Annotated in this window: 11 protein-coding genes and 2 pseudogenes; 6 read left to right on the top strand and 7 right to left on the bottom strand. The window is 44.8% G+C overall.

Features of this window, described 5'->3' with window-relative positions; all coding sequences use genetic code 11:
- Positions 1-7: 7 nt before the first annotated feature.
- Positions 8-1,054, bottom strand: coding sequence for a glycosyltransferase family 2 protein (locus IEY18_RS00230; RefSeq protein WP_188916645.1), 1,047 nt, complete (start codon positions 1,052-1,054; stop codon positions 8-10).
- On the bottom strand, positions 1,051-2,466 hold the full coding sequence (locus IEY18_RS00225) for an oligosaccharide flippase family protein (protein WP_188916643.1): 1,416 nt from the start codon (positions 2,464-2,466) through the stop codon (positions 1,051-1,053). Before IEY18_RS00225 ends, IEY18_RS00230 begins: the two co-directional genes overlap by 4 nt.
- Before the next feature lie 260 nt (positions 2,467-2,726).
- On the opposite strand from IEY18_RS00225, the gene IEY18_RS00220 reads away from it, so the two are divergent.
- Positions 2,727-6,506 carry a DEAD/DEAH box helicase gene (locus IEY18_RS00220; protein WP_188916641.1) on the top strand — a complete coding sequence of 1,260 codons (3,780 nt, stop codon included), beginning with the start codon at positions 2,727-2,729 and terminating at the stop codon, positions 6,504-6,506.
- On the opposite strand, the gene IEY18_RS00215 is transcribed toward IEY18_RS00220, so the two are convergent.
- The 4 genes from IEY18_RS00215 to IEY18_RS00200 form a co-directional block, all read right to left on the bottom strand.
- Positions 6,492-7,799 (bottom strand): O-antigen ligase domain-containing protein, encoded by a 1,308-nt coding sequence (locus tag IEY18_RS00215; RefSeq protein ID WP_229779678.1) that lies wholly within the window; start codon positions 7,797-7,799, stop codon positions 6,492-6,494. The genes IEY18_RS00220 and IEY18_RS00215 overlap by 15 nt on opposite strands.
- Positions 7,754-9,169 (bottom strand): GumC domain-containing protein, encoded by a 1,416-nt coding sequence (locus IEY18_RS00210; RefSeq protein ID WP_188916640.1) that lies wholly within the window; start codon positions 9,167-9,169, stop codon positions 7,754-7,756. Before IEY18_RS00210 ends, IEY18_RS00215 begins: the two co-directional genes overlap by 46 nt.
- 158 nt (positions 9,170-9,327) lie before the next feature.
- Positions 9,328-10,629: a polysaccharide biosynthesis/export family protein gene (locus tag IEY18_RS00205; RefSeq protein WP_229779677.1), complete on the bottom strand. Its 1,302-nt coding sequence runs from the start codon at positions 10,627-10,629 to the stop codon at positions 9,328-9,330.
- Between the two features lie 47 nt (positions 10,630-10,676).
- Positions 10,677-11,075 (bottom strand): STAS domain-containing protein, encoded by a 399-nt coding sequence (locus tag IEY18_RS00200; protein WP_229779676.1) that lies wholly within the window; start codon positions 11,073-11,075, stop codon positions 10,677-10,679.
- Between the two features lie 840 nt (positions 11,076-11,915).
- Here IEY18_RS00200 and IEY18_RS00195 point away from each other — a divergent pair.
- The 5 genes and pseudogenes from IEY18_RS00195 to IEY18_RS17530 form a co-directional block, all read left to right on the top strand.
- A pseudogene (locus IEY18_RS00195) lies at positions 11,916-12,203 on the top strand (DUF7684 family protein); the annotation flags it as partial.
- 132 nt (positions 12,204-12,335) lie between these two features.
- The gene (locus IEY18_RS00185) at positions 12,336-12,842 is read left to right on the top strand and encodes a hypothetical protein (RefSeq protein ID WP_188916636.1); all 507 of its coding nucleotides are present in this window, start codon (positions 12,336-12,338) and stop codon (positions 12,840-12,842) included.
- A gap of 135 nt (positions 12,843-12,977) precedes the next feature.
- A complete protein-coding gene (locus IEY18_RS00180; RefSeq protein WP_188916634.1) occupies positions 12,978-13,958 on the top strand; it encodes an alpha/beta hydrolase in 981 nt (326 codons plus the stop codon).
- Positions 13,959-14,202: 244 nt separating this feature from the next.
- Positions 14,203-14,886, top strand: coding sequence for a hypothetical protein (locus IEY18_RS00175; protein WP_188916632.1), 684 nt, complete (start codon positions 14,203-14,205; stop codon positions 14,884-14,886).
- Positions 14,840-15,259, top strand: a complete 420-nt coding sequence (locus IEY18_RS17530) for a GFA family protein (RefSeq protein ID WP_444544674.1) — start codon at positions 14,840-14,842, stop codon at positions 15,257-15,259. The genes IEY18_RS00175 and IEY18_RS17530 overlap by 47 nt, the downstream gene beginning before the upstream one ends.
- A gap of 215 nt (positions 15,260-15,474) precedes the next feature.
- On the opposite strand, the pseudogene IEY18_RS17480 reads toward IEY18_RS17530, so the two are convergent.
- A pseudogene (locus tag IEY18_RS17480) lies at positions 15,475-15,605 on the bottom strand (IS4 family transposase); the annotation flags it as partial.
- Between the last annotated feature and the right edge of the window lie 52 nt (positions 15,606-15,657).

Below are 15,657 nucleotides of genomic sequence, written 5' to 3'. Positions count from 1 at the left end.
GCTTGCGCTAATGGGTGAATGATGTTGGAACGCCATCGATGTAAATCTTAACTTTTTGTAAGCTGCTGACCCATTTCTGCCCGAGTCGCTCACAAGCTTTATACATGCCCAAAGGGAGTGCCCATAACAGATAAGCAGCGCTTAGGGTGACTAAGGTTCGGCTGGTTTCCTGGAATAGGATTGAGGGTGACTCCATCAGTGCATTATTCACGAGTTTCTTCGCTGCATGGCCATCCGCAAGTCGAATCGCTTGTCGCGCGAGATAGCGGAGTTGGTAGCCCCTTGCTTGGTTTTCATGCTTTGCAAGTAATGCTGGTGCATACACTCTTGCCTTACGGATCATCTGCTCCCATGAATCCAGTTGTTTATATAAGTTTGAGGATAGGCCGCCATGATTTAGACGGTAATAGGTCAGTGGCTCTGGGATCCCTTCCATTTGCCAATCTGTTGTCGCAACGATTCTCAACCAGCATTCAATGTCCTCTGATTGGCGAAATCGCTCATCAAAGTAGCAGGAATGGGGCTGCGAATGTGTGTTGGATTGATAACGAATGTCATTGAGGGTTTGTCTGCGGATCACGGGTGCAGAACCATTGCCAACCGGATTTCTGCAAAGCAAATGCGCAGCATTGATTTGGGTCAGCTGTGGCATTTGGTAAAAATCGAGCAGTTTGCCCTCAAAGCTCATAAAGCATGAACGCGAAAAACTGATCCCAACTTGTGGATTATCCGCTAGATGTTTTGCATGCAGTGCCAATTTGTGCGGGTGCCACATATCATCAGAATCAATAAAGGCCACTAAGTCACCAAGCGCATGGCGGATACCTGTATTGCGAGCTGCTGCAAGCCCTTGGTTCACCTCATGGTTGATGATGCGTATTCTTGAATCTTCAAATTGTTTGCAAATGGCAAGACTGTTATCTGTTGCACAGTCATTCACAATCAGTAGTTCGAAGTTTTCAAAAGTTTGTGCAAGAACCGATTCAATGGCTTGCTGTACGAATGCCTCGACATTGTAAACGGGCATGACGACCGAGATTTTTGTGGTATTCATCTTAAGCTCCTTGAAGGATTGGATTGGTTTAAAGCGACAAATTGAATGGGAAGTCGTTTGAAGTTTTCTTGGCGTACATTTTGATATGAATACAGACAAATGAGTGGCATACAAATGCTGTATAAAACAAAGATGGATTGTGCAACGGTTAATAGACTGACTTGGCAAGCGAGCGCAATGGTGATCGCAAGCAGGCAGGTAAAGCTAATATTAATTGCAAGATTTATATGGCTTTTTCCTTCGGAGATCAGTAGTTGCCCTGCGGCTTCTCCCATGGGTCTGACCATGCCAGATAAGCAAAGCATTACAAAAACGGGCAGGGCACCTGCATCTACCCACTGCGTTCCATAAATGTAAGGAACATAGAAGGGGGCCAGTCCTGCTTGTAGTAAAACAATGGGGATAGTGAGCAGCGAAATGATACTGGTGGATTGTTTAAACTGGATGAGCTTCTCACGGTTGATAGATTTTGCTGGGGGGTGATGACTCGCGCTATCTTGTTCGCTCTGGCGTTGATCTTTTTGCTTGCAAAGAAGTGAGTAAAAAGCGGTGCCAAAACTTTGAGAAACGCCTAAGCTAATGCCTAAACTAGCATTGACCGCAAAGAAATAGACACCAAGTGCTTCCACCCCCAAAAAGTAGCCGACAATTAAGTAATCGATGTTTTGGCGGAGGGAAATGCTGAAGTCACTGAATCCAACTTGTAACCCAAATTGCAGTAGTTTTTTTGTTTGATTTAGCGTGGCTTGAGATGCTTTATAATTTGGTAAAGGGTTTTGATGTCGGTGAATCATAATCCAAACACTGACGACTAAAAGTTTAGGGAGCACGATGGCCCAAATCCCCACCCCTGCCAAAGCTAAGCTCGCAGAAAGCACGCTTTCTACAATTGTTTGCCACAGCGCAGCACGGCCAACCACCCGCATTTTGTTGGCCCTTAAATTTTGTGTGGCGTATTGCATTCCAAAAGGGAGTAATAAGTAGCTGAGCGCCATACAAAGCATTGGAGCGATGAGACTTGGCGTTGCGTTGTAGCTTGCAACCACCCATGTAATCAAACTCATCAGTAGAAATGCCACAATACATGCAATCCAATTCACTCGATTTGCTGCTGCCAAATGCTGCGAATATTGATGTTCGCTCATCGCAATGAGAGGTGCTGAACTGATGCGGCGTGTTGGCGTGCAGATGAGCTCAAAACAGGTCAAGATGATTGCAACCTGACCAAACACCTCCGGCACTAACAGTCGTGCTAAGATGACACTTGAACCTAAGCGGACAATTCGGCTCATTAATTGTGAGGAACAAAGCCACCATAAACTTTTACCAAGTGTGAGTGAGGTGCTGGATTGCCGATAGCTTGCCGGCTTTAAATCACTTTGGGCAGTGTTTTTAGTCTTTGTTTGTTTCATCGACGGTTATAACTTGATGGGGCTGTACCTTATCCCTATCAGGTTCCGTGCCAATCAGGTATTACCTTTAAAAACAGGGCTTTACATTGAATTTATTCAGGTATTTAATTTAAAGAAGCCCGCGTCAGGCATGTTTTTGCAATATGCAACGCGTATTGATAACTATGGCGATCGTCGTTGCGGCTGCCACAGCGTGAAAAACACTTTGACTAACAAAAATGGAATAACAGCTATATTGAGCGCACTTTGGCGAGAATAAGTTGAGTTTCCCTAACGGCTTCTTTAGCATTGGTCGATTGGGCGCTAATCTTGATATGGATAAAATCGACTTTATGGTTCATGGGACAGATCAAACCTTTAATGTCACCCAAGCAGAAATTGAGCATTGTTTTAACGATAAAACGTTAGAGCAAGGTCTTGAGGTGCGCAAAAAGTTCAGTATCTCTCATTGGATTTATGCCGTCACTGGGGCGGGCAATCGCTCGCGTGATCCTGATGGTTCACCTGATGCCGTCAGTGCGCGTGTTAAAGAGCGCGGTGGAAAGACATATCATGTGGGACTCACACGCTATCAGGATGAACTGCAAAATGCGTCAAACCTAGGTAGCTCCTCATTAATTGTATGTCGGTGTAGCTGTCAGGTTGGGTTAAATTGCATCCATGGTGCAGTAGTCGCTTTATCATTGGCGTTGAAAGATCTTTCCCCAAATCATCTGCTCCAAGAAGAGTTAGCTATTCAAAAGCGATTGAATCATCGAAAAGCAGGCCTAGTGTCATCCTGCGATGTTCAAACCCGTGCCGCTGATCATGTATTGACCTCAACCCCCTTTGATTCTACGCATTGTGAACCAGCAAACGGCACAGCTGCGCAACACGCCGAGGATAGCGCAGCTGTGGGGTTGGGCAAGCGTGCTGCTAATCAAACCCAAAGCGACACGAACGATGCCGATGTACTGCTTGAGGAACCGCTCGATTTAAGCTCGGTTTCCAAGCTGCGCGGAGTAAACCATCCAAAGGGTACAAATACAGGTACGCATCTGCCATCTAAAAATGATTTTCATGTGCAACGGGATTCTCGAAACACCAGCCGTCAGGCTGAGCCATTGTCTCTATGGCTAGCGCAATTGGGACAAATTAGTCAGTGTACAACGGATGCCACGCCTGAAGCGCGTCAAAGAAAATCCGACAGTGATGAAGTGATTTTTATCCTGCAAGAAGGGCGCAACGGCATCAATGTAAACGTAAAGCGCAGTCGTCGCGGCAAGCGTGGAGATTATTTAAAAGGGAGTCAAATTGCGATTAGCGATTTTCGTTACTTTGTTCCTCAATGGGTTGATGCGCAAGAGCAGCAAATTTTAAGCTTGTTAACCCCATCGGATGGCAAAAGTGAGCGATTTGGTGAGCTAACCGGTGACGTAGGTTATTTAGCTTTAAAGAAAATGGTGAATTCTGGCCGCTGTTTTTGGGAAGAAAATCGCATTCCAGTCAAGTGGGTGGAAAAGGCGTCACTGCAAGTGCAATGGTCACAAAAGCAGCTTGGTTATCAAATTCAGTTCAATTTGCAAGGTCATGAAAATTGGGAGTTACTTGAAACTGAACCCCTGTGTTTCTTTGATGCCGATTACTTAACAACTGGGTGGATAGAAACTGATTTTTCAGCAGCACAGCTGCGATACTTGCAAAGTATGCCCAGCGTTCCGGCGTTGTCATTAGAATCAACAGCACGACAGCTATTACAATATTTCCCCGCGCCCCAGCTTACACTGCCGCCCGCAGTCGCCGTTGATTATATTGAAACTAAATGCGTGCCCAACGCTTATTTTATGATGCTCAATGCCAAACCCGTATTACGAATTGGCTTTCAATACGCTGAACACGTGTTTGGTGGTTTGTGCGAGAAATCAGCGCAACAATTATCAGTGGTACACAATCACAAGCAGCTTGTCCAAGTGCGACGGGATTGCAAATTTGAAGCCTCGGTTCGCGCTGAACTGATTGCCTTGGGGCTTGAGCAAGTAAAGCGTGATTCAGGGGATGGATTAGAGCAATGGGGCTGCGTTGCTGAACAGGATGAACTGCAGCTTTGGTTAGCGCTACTTGGGCCACAAACTAAGCGATGGCAGTCGCAAGATTGGCATGTTCAAGTGGATGAAAGCTTTGATATCGGTGTGCAGGAGTCAACCGTTAATATCGAAGTTAACGAAGGCGATAAAGGCTGGTTTGCTATCGGTATGACAGTGGTTATTGATTCACAGCCCGTTGCACTGCTGCCCATGATTGCCAGCTGGCTAGCATTGCAAGCCAAAAGCAATGATAGGCGAGCGCTGGCTGATATTTGGCAGCAGACTCCCAAATTATTATTACCGGCACCAACTGGCGGTCGCGTGCTCGTTGATGTGCAACAGATCCAGCCACTGCTTCGAGTTATTGAAGAGTTATTTAGTCACAGCGGAAGCCATGCAAAATCGCTCGATACAGAGTTTTTGCAATTGCCTGTCAGCCGAGCGGCGCTCTTAACTGAGCTGCAAGCACCGCAACATGGCTCCTGCCAAGTTCAAGTGAATAGCGACAAGCTGTTGAATTTGGCCAAGCAGCTCGAACACTTTAACGGGATTGCTGAAGTCGAACCACCGCAAGGACTTAAAGCTACACTGCGGGAGTATCAAGCCCAAGGCTTAAGCTGGATTAGCTTTTTGCAGCAATATCAATTGGGCGGGATATTGGCTGATGACATGGGGCTGGGTAAAACCTTGCAAGCCTTAGCTTTCATTCTTAAGCAAAAACAAGCAGGCAAACTGAAACAAGGTGCACTGATTATTTGTCCAACGAGCCTCATTGGCAACTGGCAGCAAGAAGCGAAAAAATTTACACCAGCTTTGCGTGTTGTGTTGCTTCAAGGCCAAAAGCGTCATCAAGTGGTGGCGGATATTGAATCTGCCGATATTGTGATTACCACCTATCCTTTGATCTCTCGAGACCAAGCGTTTTATGACAGCCGATGTTTTGATGTGCTTATTCTGGATGAAGCACAGCAAATTAAAAATAGTCAGGCCAAGGTAACCCGCGTTGTAAATCAATTAAATGCTGATTTCAAATTGTGTTTAACGGGAACACCACTTGAAAATCACTTGGGGGAACTGAAGTCTTTAATGGATTTTTGTCTTCCGGGCTTGTTAGGCGATAGCAAACAGTTTGCTAAGCAGTATAGAACGCCCATTGAGAAACATGCTGACAAAGACGTCGCAAAACAGTTACAGCAAATCATGGCTCCATTTTTATTGCGCCGAACTAAAACACAAGTCGCTTCAGAACTTCCGTCTAAAACCGAAATTGATGTGTTGTTGGAAATGGAAAGCGACCAGCGCAATTTATATGAAAGTATTCGAATTGCGATGGAGAAAAAACTGCGGGAACTATTTGCTCGTAAGGGCACTTCCGGTAGTCAAATTGAATTTCTCGATGCATTGCTGAAATTACGCCAATCATGCTGCGATGCAAGGCTGGTAAAATTGGAGCAAGCCCAATATGTTCAGCAAAGTGCCAAACTGGAATGGCTGAAACATCATTTGCCGGAAATGCTTGAAGAGGGCCGGAAAGTACTCATTTTTAGCCAGTTCACGAGCATGCTCAGCTTGATTCAATCTCAGCTGGAAGCGCAAGGTATTCGCTATAGCCTGCTCACTGGCGAAACCCGAGAGCGCCAGCCACAAATAGATGCTTTTCAATCTGGTCAGCAAAGTGTGTTTTTAATTAGCTTGAAAGCCGGCGGAACGGGGTTAAACCTCACGGCTGCGGATACAGTGATCCATTATGACCCTTGGTGGAATCCGGCGATAGAGCGTCAAGCAACGGATCGTGCATACCGTATCGGGCAAGAAAAACCGGTATTTGTTTATAAGCTGATCGCAAGAGGAACGGTGGAAGAAAAAATTCAGCGCATGCAGCAGAACAAACAAGGGTTATCTGAGAGTCTATTTGATCATGAAGGACAACAAGTTTGGCAAGGCGGTGCCGATGAGTTGTTATCACTCCTGAACTAGTGCCAGCGAGTCTGAAGTTCTCGCCTCTGTTCGCGTGGGCTTCGACATCCCTTGAGGGCCGTTAACATGTTGATGTGCAGAACCCAAAATGATGAGTCCTGGCCAGAATAAATAGGCCAAAATTTCTAAGTTTTCTCCAAATGTGTAGAGAAACAGTAGCAACATAATCGCCACGCCGGTGGCCGCGAGTTTGCTGCGCAATAGGTATCGCAGTAGCAGCAGTAAACTCATTAACATGGGAACCGCTAACGCAGCAGCGCCCACCGCACCTTTGACAAACAAAAGTCCATACCAAGTATGATGCGAACCAATGGGCATGTATTCCACCAAGTGCGGACCACGCTCGACAATGCCATGCCCCCAGGTGATGGCTTCATTTTGCCAACGCTGAATGGCAATGTCTGCCAAAGCCTGTCGCACACGTGTAGAACCAGCGCGGGCCGCTTTAAACGCGGTAATGGTTTGTTCAATTTTTTCGTTAATTTGTATTCCGACGAGCCCCGCAAATAGGGCTGCAGGGGTCATTGCAAAATAGACCCAAGGTCGATGCGCGTAACGAATGAAAGTGAAGTAGCCAATGAGTGCCATATAACAAACCAGCCCAAGACGAGATTGAGAAATCAGCACCATGAGTAAACTTCCCCAAATACCGTAAAGTCGATACCTCTTACTCGTTTCTTGCAGCGAAAAAATTAGATATAAGTTTGCCAGCATCCCCAGTGCAGGTGCCCAGGGGGTAAATAGTCGCCATCGAGGCGTGCCGCTGCCTGGGTCGATTTCATAAAGGCTAACGCTGAAAAACTCTGGCCCTGGACCACCGATGATACTTAGAGGGGACACGTAGAGTGTCGCGGGGAGCTTTAACATCCAAGCCATCACAAATATAGGAAGTAAAATGAGGGTGTGTTTTGCGACAGTGGTGCAGGCTCGATAAATGAGCGTTGGACGAATATCCAAACAGCCGATGACTGGAAAAATCGCCAAAAGCGCCCAACCTTTCGCCCAGCCGATTGTCGACTTGATTAACTTAGCTGCGCCCAGTTCAAAGTCTAGGTGCCCAACAACCAGCGCCAATAGCATTACTAGCATAGCGATAATCCAGCACCAGTGGGCAAACGTCACCACGATTTGCTGGTGGATCAATCGCCACATGACTCGTGCAAATAAGATCCACGCGATCACCGGGGCGACAACATACATGGCACCGATTAACCAAAACCCGTAGGTCCAAGTAATCGCATACCAGACTATGCGCTCGTCAAAATTTTGCGGAGTATAGGTTTGCGTATCCATAACACAATGAGTCCTGTTAGGGCGAAAATGGAAGCGCAAACCGCGCCAATCAGAGTCAGGATGAATGCCATTCGATCGGGTTTATCTGGTGTTGAAGGGGGGGTGAGCAATTGCACCATGGGGTAGGCTGAATAAATATCAGCTTTTCCCACATCCATTTTGGCTAGAGCTGAAGTAAAGACTGCTGTGGCCAATTGGTGCTCTCGATGCAAATCTTCGAGTTTTGCCGCATCATCATTGCTGCTGCTTAAGCGTGCGTCCCATTGTTTGATTTCGGCATCTAGGCTGGCAACTTCTTGTCGTAACCCCTCACTTTGGCTCGCTAAACTCAAAAGTTGTTTCATCAAATCGGCGCGGCCATCAATATCATCAGCCGAAAGCATCAACATCAATTTATCTTGGTTATAGCCTAATAGCGCTTTACAGCGTTTCTGCATCGCGCTTAGCAGTGCATTTTGTTCTGTTTTTATGGTCAAGACTTGTGGATGATTTCTTGCAAATCTTCCACTTACGGCCACGAGTTCTGTACTCGCTTGGGTATACTGCACCAGCAACTGTTGAAAGTACTGATCATTTTTCAATATGAGTAAGTCAGCTGCTTGCTGACTGTCTAGCCCTAAGTGTGTTTCTAGGACGTTTTTACTGGCATCGAGTCCCTGTAGTTTGGAAATCATATTGACGCGACTAAAGCGTAGCTTTTCCATCGTCAGTGCAAGCTCTTTGAATTGATCTAAAGATACCAACCCCATTTCTGACTGATAAGACAGTATTTTGGCCTGACTTTGACTGACTTTATTGGCAAATCCATCGAGGCTACTGCGGATCCCATTTTCTCGCAATTGAATTTCGTCGCGACGCAGCTGGCTTAGCAAAGCTTGCAAGCTTTGATAGTGAGCATTGGCTTTTGCTGCGGCGAGCGCAGCGCTGTTTGCTTTGATGCTGAAATGGATCAGTCCCGTTTGGCTTGGTAGTTTGAGTTTGGGTTTTCCTAGCACGCTGGATTTGATTTGCAACGTTGCAGCTGCAGCATCCAATAGGGTTTTGCTCGTGGAAATTGCTTTGTAGTTTTCTCTTGGGTCTATTGCTGAACTTAAGTAGGGCGAACTACTTGAGCTTGTCGCCTGTCCGATACTATCAAGATTAACGAGGGAACCTGCCCCTGCGCCGGGCAAAATAAGTGTCCAGCGGCTAGTGTATTTCGTTGGCGTTATCAGTATCGCGCTTGCAGCGAGCCCCCAGATGATCAATAGGCTGACGAGTGCGACTTTGACATAGAGCTTACGACGCTCGGTTACAGACAACCGGCTGCCATCGACTAAAGCGCGCTTTATCCATAGGAGTTGGCTTGGGTGGTGTTCTTGACGTTTCATCAGGCTTCCTCCTTCTTGTTTTCTTGTTTTCTTGTTTTCTTGTTTTCTTGTTTTCTTGTTTTCTTGTTTTCTGGTTTTCTTGTTTTCTGGTTTCTGGTTTCTGGTTTCTGGTTTCTGGTTTCTGTTTTCTGGTTTCTGGTTTCTGGTTTCTGGGTTCGTTACAGCCAGCCTAGTAGGTTGCTAGGAATAACGACTTCAGTGAGTGAGCGGGCAATCTCTCGTAAATTGGTCACTCGAGAGTCATAACAGGCAAGACCATCTCCAGGCAGCAAAACAGGATTGAAATGGGGATCCCACGCTTTACCAATTAAGGCGTCCATAGCTCGTTCAACCACATCCATCTGTCCTGATAAGGGGTTTTTGGTGACAAGCAAAAGATGTCTACTTGCATTGGTGGTTTGGGCGCCACCCACACAGTTTGCCGCGATGGCACCGCTGAGCAGTCGAGTTCCGTAAGGGAATCGTGTTGCCTCCGTATCGACGGCGGACTGAGAGTTGCTACTTGCTGGCTGAGTCAAATTTGAAATAAATACCCGTATGCCAGGTGCCGTGATTTGCGAGGGACGAACCAGTGCATCATCAAACTTCATGCTAGATGGCACATGAATACTGTCACCTGCAACGAGTGTAATTTGTGGCACGGGTTTACCATTCATGATCCCGCCAAAATCCACGCTCATTCTTTGATGATTGCGGATTAACACTATCTTGGTTATATCTGCATCTGGGCGGATCCCCCCAGAAGCTCTCAACGCTGCACCGATTGTTCGATCAATGGCTTGATCACCTGCTTGACCGCGGTCATCATCTTGAATTTCTGTAACCGACTTGTGGTTAATTAAATGTTGGCCGGTTTCAAACACAGCGCCAGTCACGGTAACTTCAATTGGGGCCCACTTTAATGGGGTTACACTGACTCGGATGGCAGTAGCGTACATGAGCTCTTCATCAATGAGTGTTTGTTTTACTTTGGATTTCAGCTGCTGGACACTAAGCCCTTTTGCATAAATCGCTGGCAAATAAGGCAAGTAAATGTTGCCGCTGGCATCGATTTCGACCTCCGCAGCGAAATCGTCACCATGGAGAATGCTAATAGCGAGTCTGTCTCCCACGGAAAGCGTGGTGGTTGAGTCGAAGGATGCCATTGCGTTGGTCTGAGAGCTGTTCAGTGGTTGGAGATCGAACTGATATTTATATCTTGGTTTAGAACGATCATAGGGAGTTTGATTATCAAAGTAGTGACATTTTGATAAAGTTTTTTGAGTCAATGCTTTGTTGTCTAACGTATCTTCGTTTGTCATACCAAACCGTTTTTGAGAGTTACAAACCGCCTGAGGTTCGTATTGCTGAGGCGTGACACAACCGGACAACACGCCTGAAAACGCAACCAAAGCAAGTGCCATCAGCGTTGAACGAAGCGTTAAGGGTGGCAAGGTTATGTTGGTTAGTTGCTGATTCATTTGCGTATTCCTCTGATCCAGTTCACCGCATGCATCTACATGAAAAATTAATGCGCGAGTTGAGCGTCCTCAGCGGCAAAGGCCAGTCTTGCCTGCTCGTTGACGTATTCAACTGCGGCCTCTTTGTCTTCATAAATCGGGAATATTTGGTGCAGCTGTGTCAATTCAATCAGCGCACGCACATTGTTTGATGGGTTTAAAAGTACGACTTCCCCTTGGGATTGTTGCGCACGTTTGAGCGCACTGATTAACACTGATAGCCCGCTAGAGTCGATGAACTCAACCTGATGTAGGTCGACAACAAGCCGATTGATGCCTTTGTTCATTAGCTTCAATACGGCGCCTCTTAGTGTCGCTGTATTTGCAAGCATCATTGCCTTAGGCATGATAACGAGGCTTGTGGTTGCCGTTTGTGGATTTGAAAACTTGTTTTGTGTCATTTTCATGATGAACTCCTTGAGCAAATCAATATTGCTTTGGGGTGGCTTTATCATGAATCTGCAGGAATGGTGCCAGATTTTTTGTCATTAAAATTCATTGACTTAGGTTTTATTTGGTTTTGTTCTGAGGATATTTGCAAATTGCAATTGACCATGGTTTGCAATCTGCAACATCAAAGCCAATTTATTTGAAGCATAAGAGTTCCGTGCAGAGAACAGCAATCATGCAAAAGAAGAATTAGTCAGAGCATAGCGCGAAGGTTTGGATGGTTATAAATTCGCAGGATAAAAGACGCTTTGTGATGATTTATTGGCGTTGGTTTCAACGTCTAAATTACGTATTTCAAGCCTCATTAAAGTGGCGTAAGCGGGGCCGTAGAGTCCTTTTTTGCCCAAAAAATCGGAAAAAAGCGTTATATGTTGAAGCCCAAAATGAGTTGCATGTAGCTAGCAGTGAAGAGATAGAGAAGAGCAGTAATCCGTCAGCCTATGTAAAACAATAGATATTGGTCTCGATTTACTCTAGATAAGGCCGCTTTATCTTTGCTCGCTTGTTCAATTTTTCATGCTCGTTTATTCAGTGATTCTCTAGTAGAGTTTTTATTAATCAATCGCTTTGCTTTAGCGAGGCTAAAAAATAGGTTTGTTTATTGTGCATGCACGTTTTGCCAGAGATGTATGCATACGCAGTATACAAATGTTATGCGTTTCAGAGGTAATATGGAATATCTTCATTTTAAAAAAGATGTTACACATATTCCCGAACTCCAGGTTGGGAAGTTTCGCTGCATAATTGTGGCTGAGGAAGCAGTAGCTTAAAGTTGGTAATCGAAATCGAGTTCTTGGCTAGTCGAGGGTGGTTGCATGTATGCTTCAGCTTGGGGTGTTAATGCTAGTTCTTGGGATACATCTATAGATATAGCAAATATCATTTACGTCGGAGATAGCGATTTGAATGATGAAAATTTGGTTGTAACAACTTGGCACGATGATGAGCCGCTGTCAGAGGCCTTTTGGTTTGCAAAACATTTAGTATCACACTCTTACTATGAACTCAGAGATACGGTAGTTATTTATATTTCTAGCCGTGGGCCTCGTAAACATGAGTTCGTTGAACTTTTAAAAAACGCATAACAAACTGCTCAAGAGGGATTCGCAACGCGTGGCATTTTTACTATGCGTTAATTATAGTGATTAACGTGGTGTGCGGCGGCTTCGGTATTGCGTTGCTCACCCCTTAGCAGGGTGTCATAACTCAGGAGTAATATGAAGTCTGAATTAGAAAAAGCAGTGTTAATTCTAGATGGGTTAGCTGGAGACCTTGAAGGCGCAGTGCTTTTGATCAAAGAAAGTAGGCGTAAGTCTATCATTGAGGAAACTGAAGTTAGTCATAAGCATGTTTTCAGAATTTGCTTCACTTCAATATTTATAAATACATCAAAATTTGTAGAGTTTTGCCGCAAATACAGTAAGTTGCTCAACGAGGAAACTCCAGAGCTAACGACTATTCGAAACTCGTACCAAGAAAGCATCAAGAAAAAAGGTATTATCAAATTTCGAAATGACTATATTGGGCACATACATTCTAAGTCATTAAAAAGACCATTAACGAATATTGAAAACCAAGTTGCACTGGAGGCTATTATTGGTGGTGCTGATACACTACCGTTTTTAAACTGGATCTATCCAGATGACTATGAAACCAGTGATAGGCTCGATTCGCTAGTTGGTATTATTGAAGAACATCATGATGTCTTGCGAGCTAAGTTATAACAAAGCGTTTAAGACAGATTCCCAACGCTCGGCATTTTCAGTTCAAGTCGAGTTTTGTGTATGAGGTGCCATGGGTTAGGTTTAGTGGCAGCGTTGCTCACTACTTAATGCGGTGCTATACGAAAAGGAAGTGCAATGCGTAAAATATTTATCGCGATTATCACTACACCTATAATCTATTTAATCGTGGCGATTACCCTCGTACATTTTCCCTTTGAACGTACCTCTCCAGAAAAAGGCTTGGATTTTGATGTCATTGAAACTGAGGCATTTCTAGCTGATAACATCGAAGAAACGGGCTATTTATCTCGCGATAAAACGGAATTATTTTATAGATATATTCAAGGTCACTCGGATATCAGTATTGTCCTATTACACGGTTCAGGGTCTGAAGGTCGGTATTTAATCCCTTTAGCTCACAAGCTAAATTCACTGCTTGATATATCTGTCGTCATACCAGACCTTCGGGGGCATGGTCGTTCTATGGGCCAACAACCTGGAGATGTTCATTATCTAGGTCAATTTGAGCATGATCTGGAGGACCTTCTTCTCCATCTTAAGTCATCAAAACCCGACAATGTATTCTTATTAGGCGGTCATTCATCTGGTGGGGGACTTGTGGTCAAGCATGGGGGGAATTCTTTAGCTCAATTTAATGGCGCCATTCTGCTAGCCCCCTATTTGGGCTATCAAGCACCCACTGTCCGCCCCAACTCTGGAGGATGGGTTCAAGTGGTCGTGCCACGTTATATTGGTCTGGCTATGCTTAACAATGTAGGTATCACCTACTTTAACAACACGCCGGTTTTATTTTTTAATCGTCCAGCAGGTGTCATGGACCACCTGCAAGTCGACAGCTATAGCTATCGGCTAAACGAATCATTTGCGCCCGTATCATACGCAGCTGATTTATCGGCAAATAAAAATCCTATTCTTCTTTTAGTCGGCAAAGAAGACGAAGCGTTTTATGCCCAAGCATACAAAGATGTAATGAACAGTTATGCGCCTCATACCGAGCTTTATATTCTAGAAAATGTAAAGCATCTAGATATAACATCCAATGAAAAAGCGGTCTCACTAATTGTACAGTGGATTGAAAAAACGTATCACAAATAAGGACGCGGCTACGCGCGGCCTATCCTTATTGTTATGGATGGCTCAGCACCAAGACAGTGGATGTGGGTAGTTGTTGAGCTGGCAATGGTCATTGGTTTCTGGTTTTTGTATGCCAATCAACGCACATAACACGTCATGAAAGCAGCACAAATAGTTGTTTTTTTTGCTTTGTCGAAATTTTATCTGGCTATTTTGTAGCCTCCACACGAGGCGTTAGCATTGTGAATAAAGCAGGGTGGTTTTAATGAATAACCTACAAAAAGCTGCAGGTATTTCAGCTATTTTTGAAGCATTGATTTACATTGTTGCCTTTGTGTATTTTGGCGCTTTTTGGGCATATCCCTCCGAAGGTACCGCATTAGAAAAAATGGCATATTTAGCAGAAAATCAGTTGGCATTTTCAATGATTTATTTTCTGATGTATGCCGTGTTTGGAATCTTTCTAGCGGTTCTTGTTATTGGCTTACATGAGAAACTAAAACCAACCAATGACCCAATTGTTAAAGTGGGTTCTGTTTTCGGCGTTGTTTGGGTTGTTCTGGTCATTGCCAGTGGTATGTTGGCAAATATTGGGCTTTCACATGCAATTAGCCTGATGGATCTATCCACCGAGAAAGCTTTTGATATGTGGAGAATGATTTCAGTGCTAGTCGAAAGCCTTGGGGGAGGAAATGAGCTGGTTGGTGGACTTTGGGTGCTGTTGGTTAGTATAGCGGCTTTAAAAGCCAAGGAATTCTCGCAAGGACTGAATTACCTTGGCCTAATTGTTGGCGTTTTTGGGATTGCAACAATATACCCCGAGGAGGTACTCACCGAAATTTTTGGTATCACTCAGATTCTTTGGTTTGTCTGGCTTGGTTTATCCATGTTACGCCAGAGTCATGCTAGTAAGCCAATTCAGCCGACCGCTAACGTGTCGACTGATTGAGGTGTTAGGAAAAAAGAAGGAACCAGAGACAATGGAAGTGAGCTGTCATTGTGGGAATGTAAAATTAATAATGGCCAGATACCCAATAGAAATTGCCGAATGTAACTGCTCTATTTGTCGTAGATATGCCGCTTACTGGGCTTACTTTTCACCTAGTGAAGTTGATATTCAGGTGGGAGATAAAGGTACGAAACCCTACATTTGGGGAGATAAGGAAGTTGAATTTCATCATTGTAATTCCTGTGGCTGTATTACTCATTATATCTCAACTGCAAAGTGTTCAGTTGATAGGACTGCGGTGAATATGCGCATGGCAACTTCAGAACAGCTTCAAGGTTTGGCGCTTAGACACATCAAGGGTGTACTGTACTGATTTACCAAACTCCATAACGTGTGCCGGTTTCGCTTCGCTCAAGTATGGCACATGTCACTCCGCATATTTAGACGGCACTGGGTGATGCCTTTATCATTCAGATCTCTCATCAATGACAACTAACGGGCATCAAAACTGTGGCAAAACACTCGCACTTCGGGGAATCGATGATGGCTATGTAGTGCATCGCTATCTCTACAGGTTTAGCTTCAAGATAGAAACGTTGGTTCGTATACGGTTACGCTGCGGCCTTGTTTGCTGATGGATGCACGTAAATTCATCAATCTCAACAGCTCTGGTACATGGTTCTATCTACGAGCATATTGGGCATAGATTTGGCGCCACAACACCTTTGCACTTCATTGAGAAGAACGCACAATATATATACACAGACTTCA

It is taken from the genome of Shewanella gelidii (genome assembly GCF_014647855.1).
Taxonomy (GTDB): domain Bacteria; phylum Pseudomonadota; class Gammaproteobacteria; order Enterobacterales; family Shewanellaceae; genus Shewanella; species Shewanella gelidii.
Note: the sequence above shows the minus strand (reverse complement) of the source record. Positions and strands in the feature narration are given on the sequence as shown.

Bases quoted from the DNA above. Each gene is read 5' to 3' on its own strand.
- IEY18_RS00230 (WP_188916645.1), bottom strand. From the start codon at position 1,054: ATGAATACCACAAAAATCTCGGTCGTCATGCCCGTTTACAATGTCGAG.
- IEY18_RS00225 (WP_188916643.1), bottom strand. From the start codon at position 2,466: ATGAAACAAACAAAGACTAAAAACACTGCCCAAAGTGATTTAAAGCCG.
- IEY18_RS00215 (WP_229779678.1), bottom strand. From the start codon at position 7,799: ATGGATACGCAAACCTATACTCCGCAAAATTTTGACGAGCGCATAGTC.
- IEY18_RS00210 (WP_188916640.1), bottom strand. From the start codon at position 9,169: ATGAAACGTCAAGAACACCACCCAAGCCAACTCCTATGGATAAAGCGC.
- IEY18_RS00205 (WP_229779677.1), bottom strand. From the start codon at position 10,629: ATGAATCAGCAACTAACCAACATAACCTTGCCACCCTTAACGCTTCGT.
- IEY18_RS00200 (WP_229779676.1), bottom strand. From the start codon at position 11,075: ATGAAAATGACACAAAACAAGTTTTCAAATCCACAAACGGCAACCACA.
- IEY18_RS00185 (WP_188916636.1), top strand. From the start codon at position 12,336: ATGAAGTCTGAATTAGAAAAAGCAGTGTTAATTCTAGATGGGTTAGCT.
- IEY18_RS00180 (WP_188916634.1), top strand. From the start codon at position 12,978: ATGCGTAAAATATTTATCGCGATTATCACTACACCTATAATCTATTTA.
- IEY18_RS00175 (WP_188916632.1), top strand. From the start codon at position 14,203: ATGAATAACCTACAAAAAGCTGCAGGTATTTCAGCTATTTTTGAAGCA.
- IEY18_RS17530 (WP_444544674.1), top strand. From the start codon at position 14,840: ATGCTAGTAAGCCAATTCAGCCGACCGCTAACGTGTCGACTGATTGAG.